General features: G+C 59.5%; 14 protein-coding genes. 3 read left to right on the top strand and 11 right to left on the bottom strand.

What is annotated here, in order from left to right; all coding sequences use genetic code 11:
- Positions 1-58 precede the first annotated feature (58 nt).
- The gene (locus tag ACVWXE_RS01290) at positions 59-976 is read left to right on the top strand and encodes a methylenetetrahydrofolate reductase (RefSeq protein WP_414521750.1); all 918 of its coding nucleotides are present in this window, start codon (positions 59-61) and stop codon (positions 974-976) included.
- On the opposite strand, the gene dapB is transcribed toward ACVWXE_RS01290, so the two are convergent.
- The 6 genes from dapB to rpsL form a co-directional block, all read right to left on the bottom strand.
- Positions 973-1,833: a 4-hydroxy-tetrahydrodipicolinate reductase gene (dapB, locus tag ACVWXE_RS01285; RefSeq protein ID WP_457489411.1), complete on the bottom strand. Its 861-nt coding sequence runs from the start codon at positions 1,831-1,833 to the stop codon at positions 973-975. The genes ACVWXE_RS01290 and dapB overlap by 4 nt on opposite strands.
- Before the next feature lie 121 nt (positions 1,834-1,954).
- Positions 1,955-2,272 carry a 30S ribosomal protein S10 gene (gene rpsJ / locus ACVWXE_RS01280; RefSeq protein ID WP_457489389.1) on the bottom strand — a complete coding sequence of 106 codons (318 nt, stop codon included), beginning with the start codon at positions 2,270-2,272 and terminating at the stop codon, positions 1,955-1,957.
- Between the two features lie 124 nt (positions 2,273-2,396).
- Entirely contained in the window at positions 2,397-3,626 is a 1,230-nt protein-coding gene (gene tuf, locus ACVWXE_RS01275) for an elongation factor Tu (protein ID WP_457489388.1), read from the bottom strand.
- A gap of 31 nt (positions 3,627-3,657) precedes the next feature.
- Entirely contained in the window at positions 3,658-5,781 is a 2,124-nt protein-coding gene (gene fusA / locus ACVWXE_RS01270; RefSeq protein WP_011432555.1) for an elongation factor G, read from the bottom strand.
- 153 nt (positions 5,782-5,934) lie between these two features.
- Positions 5,935-6,405, bottom strand: a complete 471-nt coding sequence (gene rpsG / locus ACVWXE_RS01265) for a 30S ribosomal protein S7 (protein WP_011432554.1) — start codon at positions 6,403-6,405, stop codon at positions 5,935-5,937.
- Positions 6,406-6,488: 83 nt separating this feature from the next.
- Positions 6,489-6,896 (bottom strand): 30S ribosomal protein S12, encoded by a 408-nt coding sequence (gene rpsL / locus ACVWXE_RS01260; protein ID WP_011432553.1) that lies wholly within the window; start codon positions 6,894-6,896, stop codon positions 6,489-6,491.
- Between the two features lie 209 nt (positions 6,897-7,105).
- Here rpsL and ACVWXE_RS01255 point away from each other — a divergent pair, with 209 nt between their 5' ends.
- Positions 7,106-7,810: a ComF family protein gene (locus tag ACVWXE_RS01255; RefSeq protein ID WP_457489387.1), complete on the top strand. Its 705-nt coding sequence runs from the start codon at positions 7,106-7,108 to the stop codon at positions 7,808-7,810.
- Here the strand turns inward: ACVWXE_RS01255 and ACVWXE_RS01250 are convergent.
- The 3 genes from ACVWXE_RS01250 to ACVWXE_RS01240 all read right to left on the bottom strand — a co-directional run bounded on the left by ACVWXE_RS01250 (position 7,788) and on the right by ACVWXE_RS01240 (position 10,835).
- Positions 7,788-8,813 (bottom strand): HD-GYP domain-containing protein, encoded by a 1,026-nt coding sequence (locus tag ACVWXE_RS01250; RefSeq protein WP_457489386.1) that lies wholly within the window; start codon positions 8,811-8,813, stop codon positions 7,788-7,790. The two genes, ACVWXE_RS01255 and ACVWXE_RS01250, sit on opposite strands and share 23 nt — an antisense overlap.
- Positions 8,814-9,007: 194 nt before the next feature.
- Entirely contained in the window at positions 9,008-9,946 is a 939-nt protein-coding gene (locus tag ACVWXE_RS01245; protein WP_457489385.1) for a prohibitin family protein, read from the bottom strand.
- A gap of 85 nt (positions 9,947-10,031) precedes the next feature.
- Complete coding sequence (locus ACVWXE_RS01240) at positions 10,032-10,835, bottom strand: prohibitin family protein (RefSeq protein ID WP_414343102.1); 804 nt, start codon at positions 10,833-10,835, stop codon at positions 10,032-10,034.
- Positions 10,836-11,083: 248 nt separating this feature from the next.
- Between ACVWXE_RS01240 and ACVWXE_RS01235 the strand changes: the two genes are divergently transcribed.
- Positions 11,084-11,359 (top strand): hypothetical protein, encoded by a 276-nt coding sequence (locus tag ACVWXE_RS01235; RefSeq protein WP_414330279.1) that lies wholly within the window; start codon positions 11,084-11,086, stop codon positions 11,357-11,359.
- Between the two features lie 19 nt (positions 11,360-11,378).
- On the opposite strand, the gene ACVWXE_RS01230 is transcribed toward ACVWXE_RS01235, so the two are convergent.
- Positions 11,379-12,011, bottom strand: a complete 633-nt coding sequence (locus ACVWXE_RS01230) for a 4Fe-4S single cluster domain-containing protein (RefSeq protein WP_414330282.1) — start codon at positions 12,009-12,011, stop codon at positions 11,379-11,381.
- Between the two features lie 170 nt (positions 12,012-12,181).
- The gene (locus ACVWXE_RS01225; protein WP_457489384.1) at positions 12,182-14,458 is read right to left on the bottom strand and encodes a ComEC/Rec2 family competence protein; all 2,277 of its coding nucleotides are present in this window, start codon (positions 14,456-14,458) and stop codon (positions 12,182-12,184) included.
- Positions 14,459-14,593: the final 135 nt, after the last annotated feature.

The following is a 14,593-nucleotide window of genomic DNA, read 5'->3' as shown; positions in this document are numbered from 1 at the left end:
AAAAACCTCCCGGAAAAGTCGATAATAAGCCAGCCGTTTTACCTTTCCTTCAGGAATTGTGGCCCTGATCCCCTCATCACCTCCCCTGTCCCGCTTCGCCCAGGCCATCCAGCAGGGGGAATTTCTGCTCACCGCCGAGATCACCCCCCCCAAGGGATCCGACACCAGCACCCTGCTGTCTTTGGCCCAGCAGCTCAAGGGGCGGGTGCATGCCATCAACATCACGGACTCCAACCGAGCCATGGCCCGCATGAGCCCGTTGGCGGCCTCGGTGCTGTTGCATCAGGCGGGTGTTGAACCGATCCTGCAGTTGGCCTGTCGAGATCGCAACCGCCTGGCCCTGCAAGGGGATCTGTTGGGGGCCTCAGCTCTCGGCCTGCGCAATGTGTTGGCCCTCACCGGGGATCCCATCCACATCGGCGATTGCCCCGATGCCCGCCCCGTATTCGATCTGGAGTCGGTGCGCTTGCTGCAGCTTATCCAACGGCTGAACAATGGCCTCGATTGCAACGGCAAACCTCTCCCGGATGGGGGCACGCATCTGTTGCCGGGGGCAGCGGTAGAACCCCAATCGGGCAGCTTTTCCGGCCTGGAGCGGCGCTTCCACCGCAAGCTGGAAAACGGGGCCCAATTTTTCCAGAGCCAGATGGTTACCGACTTTGAGCAACTGGAGCGCTTCATGGATAAGTTGGGCCGTCCCGCCGGCAAGCCCATCCTGGCTGGCATCTTTTTGCTCAAGTCGGCCAAAAATGCCGAGTTTATCAACCGCAACCTGCCAGGAGTGAAGATCCCAGACGGGATTATCCAGCGGCTGGCCAACGCCGCCCACCCCCTCGAAGAAGGGATCCGCATTGCCGCCGAACAGGTGCGTCAGGCCCGCCAGATCTGCCATGGGGTGCATCTGATGGCCGTCAAAGCCGAGCACCTCATCCCCCGCATCCTGGATGAGGCCGGGATCCCTCCCCTGACCCACTAGCTCAAGACCTGCTCCAGCCCGTAGACCAAACCTTTGAGCTGCAGCACCTTGCGGATCCCCAGGATCACTCCCGGCATAAAAGCTATCCGATCCGTGGTGTCGTGTCTCAAGGTGAGGGTTTGCCCCATCCCACCAAAAATGACCTCCTGATGGGCAATCAACCCCGGCAGACGAACGCTGTGAATGGGGATGTTGGGGCCAGAGAGCCCTCCCCGCGCACCGGGGATCAGCTCTTTTTCTTCCACTGAGGACTCCGTCCCGCTGTCGCGAACGGGCGGGTTAAAGGTTTTGCCCAATTGTCCCAGCCGTTGGGCCGTCTGTAGAGCCGTGCCGCTGGGGGCATCCGCTTTGCGGTTGTGGTGCAGCTCGATGATCTCAACGTGGTCAAAATACTGGGCCGCCTGCAGCGCCATCTGCTGCAGCAAAATCATGCCGATGGCAAAATTGGGCGCGATTAAACAGCCCACACCCGACTTGTCCGCCAGATCCCGCAGCCGCTCCACCTGCTCCGGCGTCAGGCCCGTCGTCCCCACCACCGGGCGTACGCCAAAGGCAATGGCCGAGCGAACATGTTCAAAGGCCGACCGAGGATGGGTAAAGTCCACCATCACGCCGCGGTTGCTGCGCTGCGACAACCTCAGCAACTGCCCCGACAAGTCATCGGTAATCTCCACCCCCAGGGATCCCAGGCCCAGCACCTCGCCAATGTCCAAGCCCAATTGCGAGCGGGCCACCGCCCCCACCAACCTCATGTCGGGCGTCTGGGCAACGGCTCGCACCACCTCTCGCCCCATTTTGCCCAAGGCCCCCACCACCAAAACCGGAATGGGGGATGTAGCCGCTCCTGGAGTTGCCAACCCCTGAGAGGGGTCTGCACCACTATCGCGATCGACCGGATCAACCGATGTTGTCACCCGCTGCTGCCCTCATCCAAGCTCTACGCAACAACTGGGAAGGAGAGGGATCCCTGCAGATCCATCACAGCTTCACCTCAATATCTACTCCTGCCGGCAGATCCAGCTTCATGAGAGCATCGATGGTTTTGGAAGAGGGGGAATAGATGTCGATAATGCGCCGGTGGGTGCGGGTTTCAAAATGTTCCCGCGAGTCCTTGTCGGTGTGGGGGGAGCGCAGCACACAGTAGATTCTGCGCCGCGTAGGCAAAGGAATCGGGCCAACCGGCACGGCGTCGGTACGACGAGCCGTATCCACAATTTTGTCGCAGGAAGTATCCAGCAGCCGATGATCGTAAGCCTTCAGGCGGATACGAATTTTCTGTTGAGTCAAGGCAGGCATGGCCGGAGAGCAATCCAGAGAACGGTGGACTCGAAAAGGTCAGCAGGGAAAGTGCTCCGCACCACTGTTGCGACCGAGTTGGTCTGGGGCCGCCAGCACTCAATCCCTGCCGAGAAAAAGCAGCTTACTTCAGGATCTTGGAGACAACACCCGCTCCGACAGTACGGCCACCCTCGCGGATAGCAAAGCGCATCCCCTGCTCAATGGCGATGGGCTGGATCAGCTCCACCGTCATCTTAACGCGGTCACCAGGCATCACCATCTCTGGCTGGGATCCGTCATCAGCCGTGAAGGAAGAGATGGTGCCGGTTACATCGGTGGTGCGCACGTAGAATTGGGGACGATAGCCGGCGAAGAACGGCGTGTGGCGACCTCCTTCCTCTTTCTTGAGGACATACACCTCAGACTCGAAGCTGGTGTGAGGAGTAATGGTCTTGGGCTTGGCCAGCACCATGCCGCGCTCCACTTCGTTCTTCTGAATGCCCCGCAACAGCACACCAACGTTGTCGCCGGCGATCCCCTCATCGAGGGTTTTCTGGAACATCTCCAGGCCGGTAACGGTGGTAGAGCGAGTTTCTCGCAGGCCCACCAGTTCCACCGTTTCGCCCACCTTGATGCGACCCCGCTCGATCCGGCCCGTGGCCACCGTACCCCGACCGGTAATCGAGAAGACATCCTCCACGGCCATCAGGAAGGGCTTGTCCACATCCCGCTCCGGCGTGGGAATGTAGGAGTCTACCGCATCCATCAGCTCATAGATTTTGTCCACCCAAGGATCTTCGCCCCGCTGGGTTTTGGGGTTGGCGGTCATTCTTTCTAGGGCTTTCAGCGCCGATCCTCTAATGATGGGGATGTCGTCGCCGGGGAAGTCGTATTTGGAGAGAAGCTCCCGCACTTCCAGCTCCACCAACTCCAGCAGCTCTGGATCGTCCACCATGTCTGCCTTGTTCAGAAAGACCACCAAGCTGGGCACCCCTACCTGACGGGCCAACAGGATGTGCTCCCGTGTTTGGGGCATGGGACCATCAGCTGCAGACACCACCAAGATGGCCCCATCCATCTGAGCCGCGCCTGTGATCATGTTCTTCACGTAGTCGGCGTGGCCGGGACAATCCACGTGGGCGTAGTGACGGTTGGCAGTCTGATACTCGACGTGGGCGGTGTTGATGGTAATGCCGCGAGCTTTTTCCTCTGGCGCTGCGTCAATCTCATCGTACCTTTTGGCTGTGGCCTGACCCAAAGCAGCCAAGGTGGTGGTGATGGCAGCCGTCAGGGTGGTCTTGCCGTGGTCAACATGGCCGATGGTGCCAACGTTGACATGGGGTTTGGTGCGTTCAAACTTAGCGCGTGCCATGAATCATCACTTCCTTTTTGGTTTCAGTCAGCTACTCATTTCCTTTGTTTTTGGCAATGATGGCTTCGGCGATACTGCGAGGAACTTCCTCGTAGTGGCTGAACTCCATCGTGAAGGTGCCTCGACCCTGGGTCTTGGAGCGAATGTCGGTGGCATAGCCAAACATCTCCGCCAAGGGAACTTTGGCATTGACTTTGGTAATGCCGCCTTCTGTATTCATCCCCTCCATCTGGCCGCGGCGGGCGTTGATGTCCCCGATGACATCCCCCACAAAGGCTTCAGGGACTTCCACCTCGACCTTCATCATCGGCTCCAGCAGGGTAGGGCTTGCCCTGCGAGCGGCCTCCTTCAGAGCCATCGAACCGGCGATCTTGAAGGCCATTTCGCTGGAGTCCACCTCGTGGTAGGAGCCATCCACCAGGGTGGCGCGGATGTCAATCAGGGGATAGCCCGCCAGCACACCGGATTCGCAGGCTTCTCGGATCCCTTGCTCAGCCGGCCCAATGTATTCCTTGGGCACAACGCCACCCACAATTTTGGAAACGAACTCAAACCCTGTACCCGGCTCCGCCGGCTCTAGGTCGATCACCACATGGCCGTACTGGCCACGGCCACCGCTCTGGCGAACAAACTTGCCTTCCACGCGGCTGACCGGCTTGCGAATGGTTTCGCGGTAGGCCACCTGTGGGTTACCAACATTGGCTTCTACGTTGAACTCCCGCAGCATCCGATCCACCAAGATCTCCAGGTGCAGCTCGCCCATCCCAGAGATGATGGTTTGATTGGTCTCGGGATCCACAGACACGCGGAAGGTGGGATCCTCCTTGGCCAGGGCCTGCAGGGCCTTGGAGAGCTTATCGATATCGGCTTTGGTTTTGGGTTCTACAGCCACTGAGATCACCGGCTCTGGGATGAACAGTGACTCCAGGATCACCGGCGCATTTTCGTCGCAGAGGGTGTCCCCAGTAGTGGTGTCCTTGAGGCCCACCACAGCTCCCAGATCTCCTGCCCGCAGCTCATCCACGTCCAAGCGTTCATCGGCCTTCAGCACCACCAACCGCGAAATTCGCTCCTTCTTGTTCTTGGTGGAGTTGAGCACATAAGTACCTTTGGTCAACACCCCCGAGTAGACGCGAATAAAGGTGAGATCCCCGTACTTATCACTCATCAACTTGAAGGCCAGGGCGGAGAAGGGCTCATCGTCGCTGGCACGGCGGGACACTTCTGAGCCATCTGGCAGCACCCCCTTGATGGCCGGAATATCCACAGGCGAGGGCAGGTAATCCACCACTGCATCCAGCAGCATCTGGACTCCCTTGTTCTTGAAGGCAGAGCCACACAGCATGGGCACAATTTGGCCGCTGATCGTGCCTTTGCGCAGACCCGCCATCAAGTCGGCTTCGCTCAGATCTTCTTCGGCGAAGTACTTTTCCATCAGAGCTTCGTCCGTCTCGGCCACTGCTTCCACCAGCTTGGCCCGATACTCTGCCACGAGATCTTTCATCTCCTCAGGGATGGGGGCCGGACGAATGTCTTTGCCGATCTCATCCATATAAATGCGGGCTTGCATCCGCACCAAGTCAACAATGCCGCAAAACCCGTCTTCGGCACCGATGGGCAGTTGGATGGGCACAGCATTGGCCTTGAGGCGCTCCCGGATCTGGTTGTAAACCTTGAGGAAATTGGCCCCCATGCGATCCATTTTGTTGACGAAGGCAATGCGGGGCACATTGTAACGATTGGCTTGCCGCCAGACGGTCTCAGACTGAGGCTGCACGCCGCCCACCGAGTCAAAGACGGCGATCACCCCATCCAGCACCCGCATGGAGCGCTCAACTTCAATGGTGAAATCGACGTGCCCAGGAGTATCGATGATGTTGATGGTGTACTCCGGTGCGCCGGAGAGGGGCTGGGAAGGATTTGCGGGATCCCGCTTAGTCCAACGGGTGGTGATGGCCGCAGCGGTGATGGTGATGCCCCGCTCCCGCTCCTGGGCCATCCAATCGGTGACCGCAGTTCCGTCGTGAACTTCGCCAATTTTGTGCACCAGACCGGAGTAGAAGAGAATCCGCTCTGTGGTCGTGGTCTTGCCAGCATCGATGTGAGCCGCGATGCCGATGTTTCGGACTCGTTCTAGGGGAACTGTGCGTGCCACGTCAACCTCCCAATCCTCGTCGCCCTGCGACTTGGGCAAACTAAAAAATCCTTTACAATTCTAATCTTTTTTGCCGATTTTTCTCCACCTCGCTGGAACTCGGGCTGGGCAGAACAGGGATCCCAAAAGTCTCCACTGCTCCGCCAGGCTAGTTCAGTAGCGGTAGTGGGCAAAGGCTTTGTTGGCCTCGGCCATGCGATGCACCTCTTCCCGCCGTCGAATGGCGCTGCCGGTTTCGTTGGCTGCATCGATCAGCTCATTGGCCAACTTGGCGGCCATGGTGCGACCTGGACGAGTGCGCGAAAAGGTCACCAACCAGCGCAGCGCTAGGGAAGTGCCCCGTTCTCCTCTCACCTCCACAGGCACCTGATAAGTGGCTCCGCCCACCCGGCGGGCTTTCACCTCCACCAGTGGGGTGGCGTTGCGAACAGCATTTTCCAGCAAGGGCAGTGGGTCTTGGCCGGTGCGCTCCCGCACAATGTCCAGAGCTTCATAGAGGATCCTGGCAGCCAGGGATGCCTTACCCCTCATCATCAACTTGCGGATCAGCATGGTAACCAGACGGCTCCCATACTTGGGATCCGGGGGCACATCACGACGAGGGGCACGGTTGCGGCGAGACATAGGAGCTGGGTTGCTTGTTCAGATGGGGATGGCAGAAAGAAAGATGACGAGTGGGATATGGAGGGTTGAGGGTGAGGGCAAAGCTATTTTTTCTTGCCAGCGGCGGCTGGAGCTTGGCCCGGCTTGGGCCGTTTCGCCCCGTATTTGGAGCGGCCTTGTTTGCGGTCTTTGACCCCTGCAGCGTCGAGGGTGCCCCGGATAATGTGGTAACGCACGCCGGGCAAATCCTTAACCCGCCCACCGCGAATCATGACCACAGAGTGCTCCTGCAGGTTGTGGCCGATGCCAGGAATGTAGGCAGTGACCTCAAAGCCGGAAGTGAGGCGAACGCGAGCCACTTTTCTCAGGGCCGAGTTGGGCTTTTTGGGCGTTGTCGTGTACACTCGGGTGCAAACCCCCCGCCGCTGTGGACAAGCCTTCAGGGCAGGGGACTTGGTTTTGCGAGCGGCAACGCTGCGCTCCTCACGGATCAGTTGCTGAATGGTGGGCATGGGCTGGCAGAGAAGGTCACGGCTTAAATTTTAAATTATCCGGTTGAATTATCCGGCGATATTGAATCCTAGCAAGGCGGGATCCCAGCGTCAACTTGGGGATGGACTGCTGGGCTGTTAGCCTGGCCGAGTCTGAATTTCGGCCTCGTTCCCCCCTTGCCTCAGCTTTTTAGGAGACTCTGCACACCAGAAAGGATCCCTAGCAGACGATGGGCTGGTTAGATTGGTGGATTGTGCCTCCATGTCCGCTTTGCCGGCGCCCTGCCAAGGCCGTGTTCTGTCAAGACTGTCAAAGGCGGTTGCAGGCGGAGCGCCTTGCCACTTGGCCAGTCACCACCTCGCCTTGGCCACTTTACGCCTGGGGGATCCACCGGGGGGCGCTGCGCAGGGCCATCTATTGCCTGAAGTACGAAGGACAACGGCGCATTGGCTCGGTTTTGGGAGAATGGCTCGGATCCCGCTGGGTGGAAAGCCGACAGCCGTCTTCAGGCTCCCGTAGGGCCTATGGCTTGGACTATACGGTGGTGCCCATCCCGCTTCATGCGGAGCGCCTGCGGCAACGGGGCTACAACCAAGCCGCCTTGATCAGCCAAGCCTTTTGCCAGCGGACAGGTCTGAGACATTGGCCTGAGGCTCTGGTGCGGGTGCGGGCCACAGCGGCTCAACATGAGCTCAACCCGCTGCAACGACAGCACAACTTGGCCGGGGCCTTTGCCCTGAAACAAGTTCCGGCCACACCGGTGTTGCTGGTGGATGACATCTACACCACCGGCTCTACTGTGCAAGCCGCCCAGCAGGTATTGGCCGCTGCCGGGATCCCGGTGGCCGGAGTAATTGTCGTCGCCCAAACCCCAAAAGCCGCCTCTCCAGACTGGCCCGGAACCCTAGCCCCTATCCCGCCTCCAGCAAATTAAAGGCCGTAACAAACATAAAGTCACAAAACTCGCGCACCAAGTTCGGATCCCGCCAGCCCTTGCGGGTTTCCTCCCGCAGCACTTCCAGGGCCTGTTCGGCGGTCAGGGCCGGTTTGTAGGGGCGAGGGGAGATCAGAGCGTCGAAGATGTCGATCACCTGAAAGACGCGGGCCAACAGGGGAATCTCTTCGCCTGCCAGCCCATCCGGGTAGCCGCTGCCATCCCAACGCTCGTGGTGGTGGCGGATGATCGGCAGCACATCCTGCATGGTGCGCAAGCCCCGACAAATGTCTTCGCCAATCAAGACGTGGGATTTCATGATCTCCCATTCTTCCGGGGTATGCTTGCCCTGCTTGCACAAAATCGCATCCGGGATCCCGACTTTGCCGATGTCGTGCAGGTAGCCGCCCCAGCGCAGGGCCTTGATCTGTTGACGAGACAGCCCCAAGTAACGACCAAACTGTTCCCCCATGGCCACCAAGCGTTCGCAATGGTCACCCGTGATGGGATCCCGACTTTCCACGGCGCGGGCAATGGCAAACAACACCTTGGCGGCGTGATCCAGATCTTCGTTCAAGCGCTTTTGGTGGATGGATGAGCGTACCCGCGCCAGCAGCTCCACGTGATCGAAGGGCTTGGTCAAAATGTCGTCGGCCCCCACCTGCATCCCCATCAGGCGATTGGAGCGGTCGGTCAGGGCTGTAATCAGCACAACGGGGATCAGGCGGGTCAGCTCATTGGCCTTCAGTTGCCGGCAGACATCGAACCCGCTCATGTTCGGCATCAGCACATCCAACAGCACCAAGTCTGGCCGAAGCCGCTCCACAGCCTCCAAAGCCTCTTCGCCGTTGGTGGCCTCGCTCACACGGAAGTGGGCTGACCGCAACAGCTCACCGATGTAGAGGCGGCTGCTGGCCTGATCGTCCACCACCAAAACATGATCCGCCTCCGCCAGCTTCGGGTTTAGACGGGGAAAGGGGGTGTGAGTCAGGCGGGAGTTCATGGCGGCCAAAATCTAGTCTTGCATCGAGTACGAGCTTTCCCCCTCAGCCGGATTCGGCGCAACCCCACAGGGGATCCCAGTCCAAACACTTGGCGGTAGGATGCCAACAAACTCAAACGGCATCCCTCAGCCCTCGTATCTAGACACACTCTACACCCAGGTTTTTAAGACTGTACTCCGCAACTTCGCTGAACCTACTGCCCTCTTTGCAGGGCTGCCTGATGGGGATCCACATTGAGAAACACGGTGGCATCTCCCTCGACGCGGATGATGCGCAAACGGGGCAGCGAGCCCGTCGGGTTTTGGATGCGCTCTTGCAGCTTCTCGTAGAACAGCAGATCCGCCAGTTGCGCGTTCTGCGCTGCCGCTTGTCCTTTCAGCTCAATGGCCCGCTGGTTGGCCGCCGCCAAGATCAGCAGCCGCTCGGTCTCTTTTTCCTGAATTTGCGCCCGCACTGCCGCCGTTTGTGCTGTAATCGAGGCCACCTGTTTGCGTTCAATCGAGTCTCTTAAGGCTTGTGGGAAATCGGGGTTGCCCAGAAACAGGCCCTCCACCTGCACCAGAGGCAGGGTTTGGCCATCGCGGTTGACAGTAGGCATCTCTTGGCGAATCAAGTCCAGCGCTCGTTGTTCGATGGCAGCCCGCTGGCTTTTCCGGTAAAAGTCTTCCGAATTGAAAGAGGCGGAGATATCCCGGATTTTGGAGCGCACCACCGGCACCACCACCGTGGAAAGATAGTTCTCGCCGATGCTGGCGTGCAGCTCATCCAAAGTGGCGAGGTTGGGCTTGAGGGCAATGGCTACATCGATGGCAAAGGCTTGCCCATCGGCGGTGTTCACGGTGATGGCGTTGCTGATGGCATTGGCCGAGGCGGGGTCGTTGGTAAACTCCCAAACGCGGGTGAGCACGGTGTAGGTGATCGGCGTTTCGATCCCTGGAATCCGGAAGATGACCCCCGGCAATTCTACCCGCCCCTTTTGCAGCCCGGAAAAGGTATTGAACACTACAGTGGCATGTCCGGGCAAAGTGACGTACAGGCAAGCGCGGAGCACTCCCAGGGCCGCCAAGACGGCGATCCCTCCCGCGGTCAGCCAACCGGCTCTGCTGTGGGGTGCTTCTCCTGTTGGATACATGGCGGCTGCTCCCGTTTTAGGGTCGGTGAGAAGAGCTGAGGAAATTGGGGACAGGCTAAAAGGATTGATTTCCTAATTGAGTTATCTATTTGGTGATCAAAGTTTCCAGACGGGATCCCAGTACCGCGGCTTTGACCACCTCTAGATACTGCGGATTTTGGGTGAGGGCCTGTGCTTTGGCTCTCAATTGACCGGCTTCTGCCTCCGCTTGAGAAATGATGGCGCGGGCATCTTGGCGGGCCTGCTCGATCTCAAATTGCTTTTGCGCCAGTTGATTTTCGGCAATGGTCTTTGCCTCAATGGCCGCTACAAAATCAGGATCGAAATCCACATCCCGCAGCAGAAAATCCAAAACCTCGATGCCGTATTCCTTCAGCAGAAGAGCCACCCGTTCGCGGATTTGGCCCTGGAGCAGCGGGCGCTCCGTGGAATACAGAGCCTGGGCAGAAAAGCCGCTGGTCTCATTCAGAATGACCGACCGAACAATGGGAGCGATGCGATCCAGGTAATTTTCCCCCAGTTGCGTATAGACCTTGGGGGCGTCCACAATGCGAAACTGCAGCGTCGCCTCAGCCGCAATCTGCTGCCCATCCTGAGAAAGGGCCACCAGCCGCGGTGCGTAGGCGGTCGGGTCGTTGTCTTTCCATGTCAGAGCTTGGGTTTTTACATCAAAAATCACCGTGCGAGAGACAAAAGGCGGCACCCAATGCAGACCTGGCTGCAAAGCCATCGGGCTCACCCCCCCTCCCCAGGTGAACACCACCATATTTTCTCCGTTGCCCACCAGTCGCAGCGGCCTGCCCATCGCCACTAGGATCAACACGGCTCCGGCAAGGGTGGCCTTGGGCAACCAGCGACCAACTCGCCTTTCCCAACCTTCTGCTCGCATCTCCCCATCTCCTGCGCATGCAGCCATTCTCGCGGCTGTGGGGAAATGAGGCTGAGAAATCGCCGCTATCTTTTAAGTTTTCTCCAGGGATCCCGCGAGAGATCCCGCGCTTGCTCGCCCACTGTTCTCAACGATGTCGAGAACTCTACAAAGTTTACAAAAGATTACTTCATACTTTGCAAAGACCCGTGACAGACAAGCGAAAAGGGAAGAAGATTAAAACATAATAAAGATTTGGGTTGCCGTTCATGCTACCTACTGTCGACTACGAGCGGCGAGACATCCAGGTGCCACCCTCGTGCATTCCCGCTGCCGCCCAGGCCTTGATCCGGCAGGGGGTATCCATCTGCTGGCGGGAAGAGAGCCTGTCTGCCCTAATTCGTCTCGGATCCAAAGGCGCCGCCGACCGGGCCGCCATTTTGCTGGTGGAAATGAGCCTCATGGGCCAACCGGAAGAGCTAAAAAACTGGCTGGAGATGTGCTGGCAACTGCCCGCTTGTCTCAGGGAACCGCTGCAGGTGTAGGATAAAGGATCACTGCAGTTCAAGAGCCTGCCTCGTCGAGGAGAAACTGGCTGCCGTAGCCGGTAACGATGCGGGTTCCATCTTTGAGGATATGAATTTCCACCTGGTCACTGGCCCAATTAAGCTGGTTTTGCAAGGCGGGGTTGAAGACGTGCACCCGCTGGTTGCGGGAAGAGACCAGCGAGTGGGGGGAGTGAATGGCCTGAGATTGGAGATAGGGGCCGTCCACTAAAATATCCAGCTCTTGCAGCAGCTCCTGGGCGCCGGGAGGAGCTTGGGGGGAGTGCAACTGTTCTAGGGTAAAGCCGGTAAAAGACATCACTGTCAGCCCTTTGGCCTTGAGAAGCCGCGCCAAGCTGGCCAGGGCAGGAGCCTGCCAGAAGGGTTCCCCGCCGGAGAAGGTTACCCCTTGATTTTTGGGGTTGCTTAGGATTTGGGCTGCTAGGTCGGTCACGCTCACCAGTTGATGGATGACAAACGGCCAGGAAGCCGGGTTGAAACAGCCTGGGCACTCCCGCAAGCAGCCCTGCACCCACACCACCGCACGGCAGCCCGGCCCATTCACTTCCGACTCGTCCACATACCCCATCAGGTTGAGATAGCCGGGAGGAATCTGGGCCAGAAAGCTCAGCGCCATCTCTGCCTTGGACATGGATCACCCGCTGCAAAACCTCTTGAGGCTATTCTTAGCCTAATTGGCAGCTATGCTCATAAGGCAGTCATGAATCAATAATTAACGCTTGAGAACGATTGAGGCTCGTAGTTGCAAAAACAGGATAACTGGGAGGCTGCTGAGAAAGCTGCCTGGTCTGGAAACCGGCCCTACTCCAATTGCGCCCTCAGGGTTTGCACTCCCCGTCGCGACCAGCTTACCGCTCCAGACCGATCGGCTACGTAGAGGGGCCGTTGTTTTTGCCGAAACCAGGTGGCCGCTGCCTCGCTGACAGGGCCAGAGCTGATGCCCGCCTGCACCTGAAAGCGCTCCAACAGATCCAGAATCAGGGATCCCCCGTCCCACCACAGCCAGTCGATCTGGGCCGGCATCAGTGGGGATCCGGTTAGCTCGGCTTGCACATGGGTGCCGGCAGAGCCCAGCAGCAGCCAATGGGATCCCTCAGCCTCCAGTGTCAACACCAGGGGATTGGTGTAGACAGCTTGCAGCCGCAGCCGATCCGAGAAAGGCATCCGATCGCCTGGCTGCAGCACCTGATAGGGGATCCCGGCAGCTTGCACAGCACTGAGGGAGCGCAGGTAACTTTCGGAAGCCGCATTAGCCCCTCCCCCATCCCAGAATTGCCCAATCGCGTTGGCGGGACGTACTCCTTTGGAGAAAGCCGACAGCAGGATCTCCCAGCCGCCATTGGCAGAGCCGACAGAGGTCATGGCCACCGCCCCGTCCAGACGGCGCAGGCCCCGCTGCCGCAAAAAGGGCACTACTGTGCGTTCTGCCAAACGGGGATCCCCGCTGTTGAGCAAGAGGTGGCGCCCTTCCGCTTGAATGGCCAGGATGGGAATTCGTCCACTGGCCAAGGCGGTAATTTGGACCGGCGGCCCCGGCCACATCCTTGGACCCAGGAGGATGGCGGCCATGATCAGGGCTGTGCCCTGCCAGCGGAAGGCCTGTCGCCACCGCGGCCAAAAGGTTAGGGCCACCAGCGCCCCGTAGAGGAGCAGGCACTGGAGCAGGGAGACCCGGCCTGTGTAGTAGGAACTCAGAGGCCAGCTGGCCATCCAGTTCACCCAGTTGATTAAAGGCATGATCAAAAACGTCAAGGGCCGGGCCAGCAGGGATCCCAGCCCCGGCCAGAGCAAAGCCCCAAACGCCACCCCGAACCCCGCCACCAGCAGCGGCACTAGCAGAATCAGCAGCAGCGGGTTGGCCAGCAGCGAGTAGGTGGGGATGCGGCCAAAGATGGCCACTTGCAGCGGCAAGGTCCAGATCTGGGCTGCCAGCGGAACGGCCAAGGCGGTGGCCACAGCCGGAGGCAAAAAGTCCAGCCGGGAAACAATTGGGGCTGTTCCGACCAGCAGGCCCAGGGTGGCGGCAAAGCTGAGCTGAAACTCCAGGTCTGTAATCCACAGCGGCTCGTAGATTAAGAGCAAAACTGCCGCCACCAGTAGCGTCCCCAGGGGATTGAGCTTCACCTTTCCTTCCAGGCGCGGCTCCGTCAGCACCACCATGGCTGCTGCCCCCATCAGTGCTGCCCGCAACACCGAAGGGCTGAACCCCGTGAGGGCGGTATAAAGCCCCAGCACCGCCAGGATGCTCCCCTGCTGCAGGCGCACCGCCAACCGCCGTGTTAGGACAAACACCACCCCCACCAACAGCGACACATGGAACCCAGAGGCGGCCAGCGCATGGGCCATGCCGATTTCCCGGAAGGCATCCTGCAAGTCGAAATCCAATTGGGCGGCCCGGGATCCCAGCACCAAGGAAGCCAACAGATTCCCCTGCCGCTCCCCCAATCCAGCAACGAACGCCTCTCGCACCCGCCGCCGCAACACCCAGCCCCCCCAACCTCTTCCCCCCGGCTGCAGGATCACCTCGCGAGCGCTGAAGCCGGCAAAAGCCCCCTGGCGCTGCAGGTAGGCTTGAAAATCAAAGCTGCCTGGGTTCAAGGCCGGACTGGGAAGGTACAGGGATCCCGTCAGGCGCACCCGTTGGTTGGGGTGGAGATCCTTGTCCTGGAGGGCCTCAGGGCCGGTGGTGACGTAGAGCTTGCCGCTGACCTGGCGGGCCGTGGAGTCGGCGTTGAGCACCTGCTCTGCTCTCAGCCAAAATTGCCGCCGTTCGCTGCGGGTGGGACGAGGTTCCGAGAGGACGGTGCCCACCAAGTTCATCTGCTGCTGGGGGGCCAACAGGCTGATATCCGTCGGCCCGGGAAAAGGCTGCCGCCAACCCAGGTAATTCCAAGCCAGACACCCCACCAGACCCATCGCCAGCCAAGTGCGGGCCAGACGCGGTTGCCGCCGGCACAGCAGGGATCCCGCCAGCCCCAATCCCAGCAGGATTCCCCAGCCCCACCCGGCAGCCTGGGGCCAAGCCCGCACCAGCAGGCCCAAGATCCAGCCCAACCCCAGCAGATAGGTTCTTTCCATGTGCCGCAGACCCGTCTGCCCCCCACTGTACCGATGTGGTCAAGCGGGATCCATTGCGTTGTCTTAACCTTGCTCGCCTGCCGAAAGAATTGTATTAAAGGATACTCTTTCTCGACCTTGGCAAAGGGAGTGTAG

It is taken from the genome of Thermostichus sp. MS-CIW-41, assembly GCF_054058915.1.
Note: the sequence above shows the minus strand (reverse complement) of the source record. Positions and strands in the feature narration are given on the sequence as shown.

Excerpts from the sequence above, each read along its gene's own strand:
- ACVWXE_RS01255 (WP_457489387.1), top strand. The coding sequence starts at position 7,106 with ATGGGCTGGTTAGATTGGTGGATTGTGCCTCCATGTCCGCTTTGCCGG.
- ACVWXE_RS01245 (WP_457489385.1), bottom strand. The coding sequence starts at position 9,946 with ATGTATCCAACAGGAGAAGCACCCCACAGCAGAGCCGGTTGGCTGACC.
- ACVWXE_RS01235 (WP_414330279.1), top strand. The coding sequence starts at position 11,084 with ATGCTACCTACTGTCGACTACGAGCGGCGAGACATCCAGGTGCCACCC.
- rpsG (WP_011432554.1), bottom strand. The coding sequence starts at position 6,405 with ATGTCTCGCCGCAACCGTGCCCCTCGTCGTGATGTGCCCCCGGATCCC.
- rpsJ (WP_457489389.1), bottom strand. The coding sequence starts at position 2,272 with ATGCCTGCCTTGACTCAACAGAAAATTCGTATCCGCCTGAAGGCTTAC.
- tuf (WP_457489388.1), bottom strand. The coding sequence starts at position 3,626 with ATGGCACGCGCTAAGTTTGAACGCACCAAACCCCATGTCAACGTTGGC.
- ACVWXE_RS01225 (WP_457489384.1), bottom strand. The coding sequence starts at position 14,458 with ATGGAAAGAACCTATCTGCTGGGGTTGGGCTGGATCTTGGGCCTGCTG.
- ACVWXE_RS01250 (WP_457489386.1), bottom strand. The coding sequence starts at position 8,813 with ATGAACTCCCGCCTGACTCACACCCCCTTTCCCCGTCTAAACCCGAAG.
- ACVWXE_RS01240 (WP_414343102.1), bottom strand. The coding sequence starts at position 10,835 with ATGCGAGCAGAAGGTTGGGAAAGGCGAGTTGGTCGCTGGTTGCCCAAG.
- ACVWXE_RS01230 (WP_414330282.1), bottom strand. The coding sequence starts at position 12,011 with ATGTCCAAGGCAGAGATGGCGCTGAGCTTTCTGGCCCAGATTCCTCCC.
- rpsL (WP_011432553.1), bottom strand. The coding sequence starts at position 6,896 with ATGCCCACCATTCAGCAACTGATCCGTGAGGAGCGCAGCGTTGCCGCT.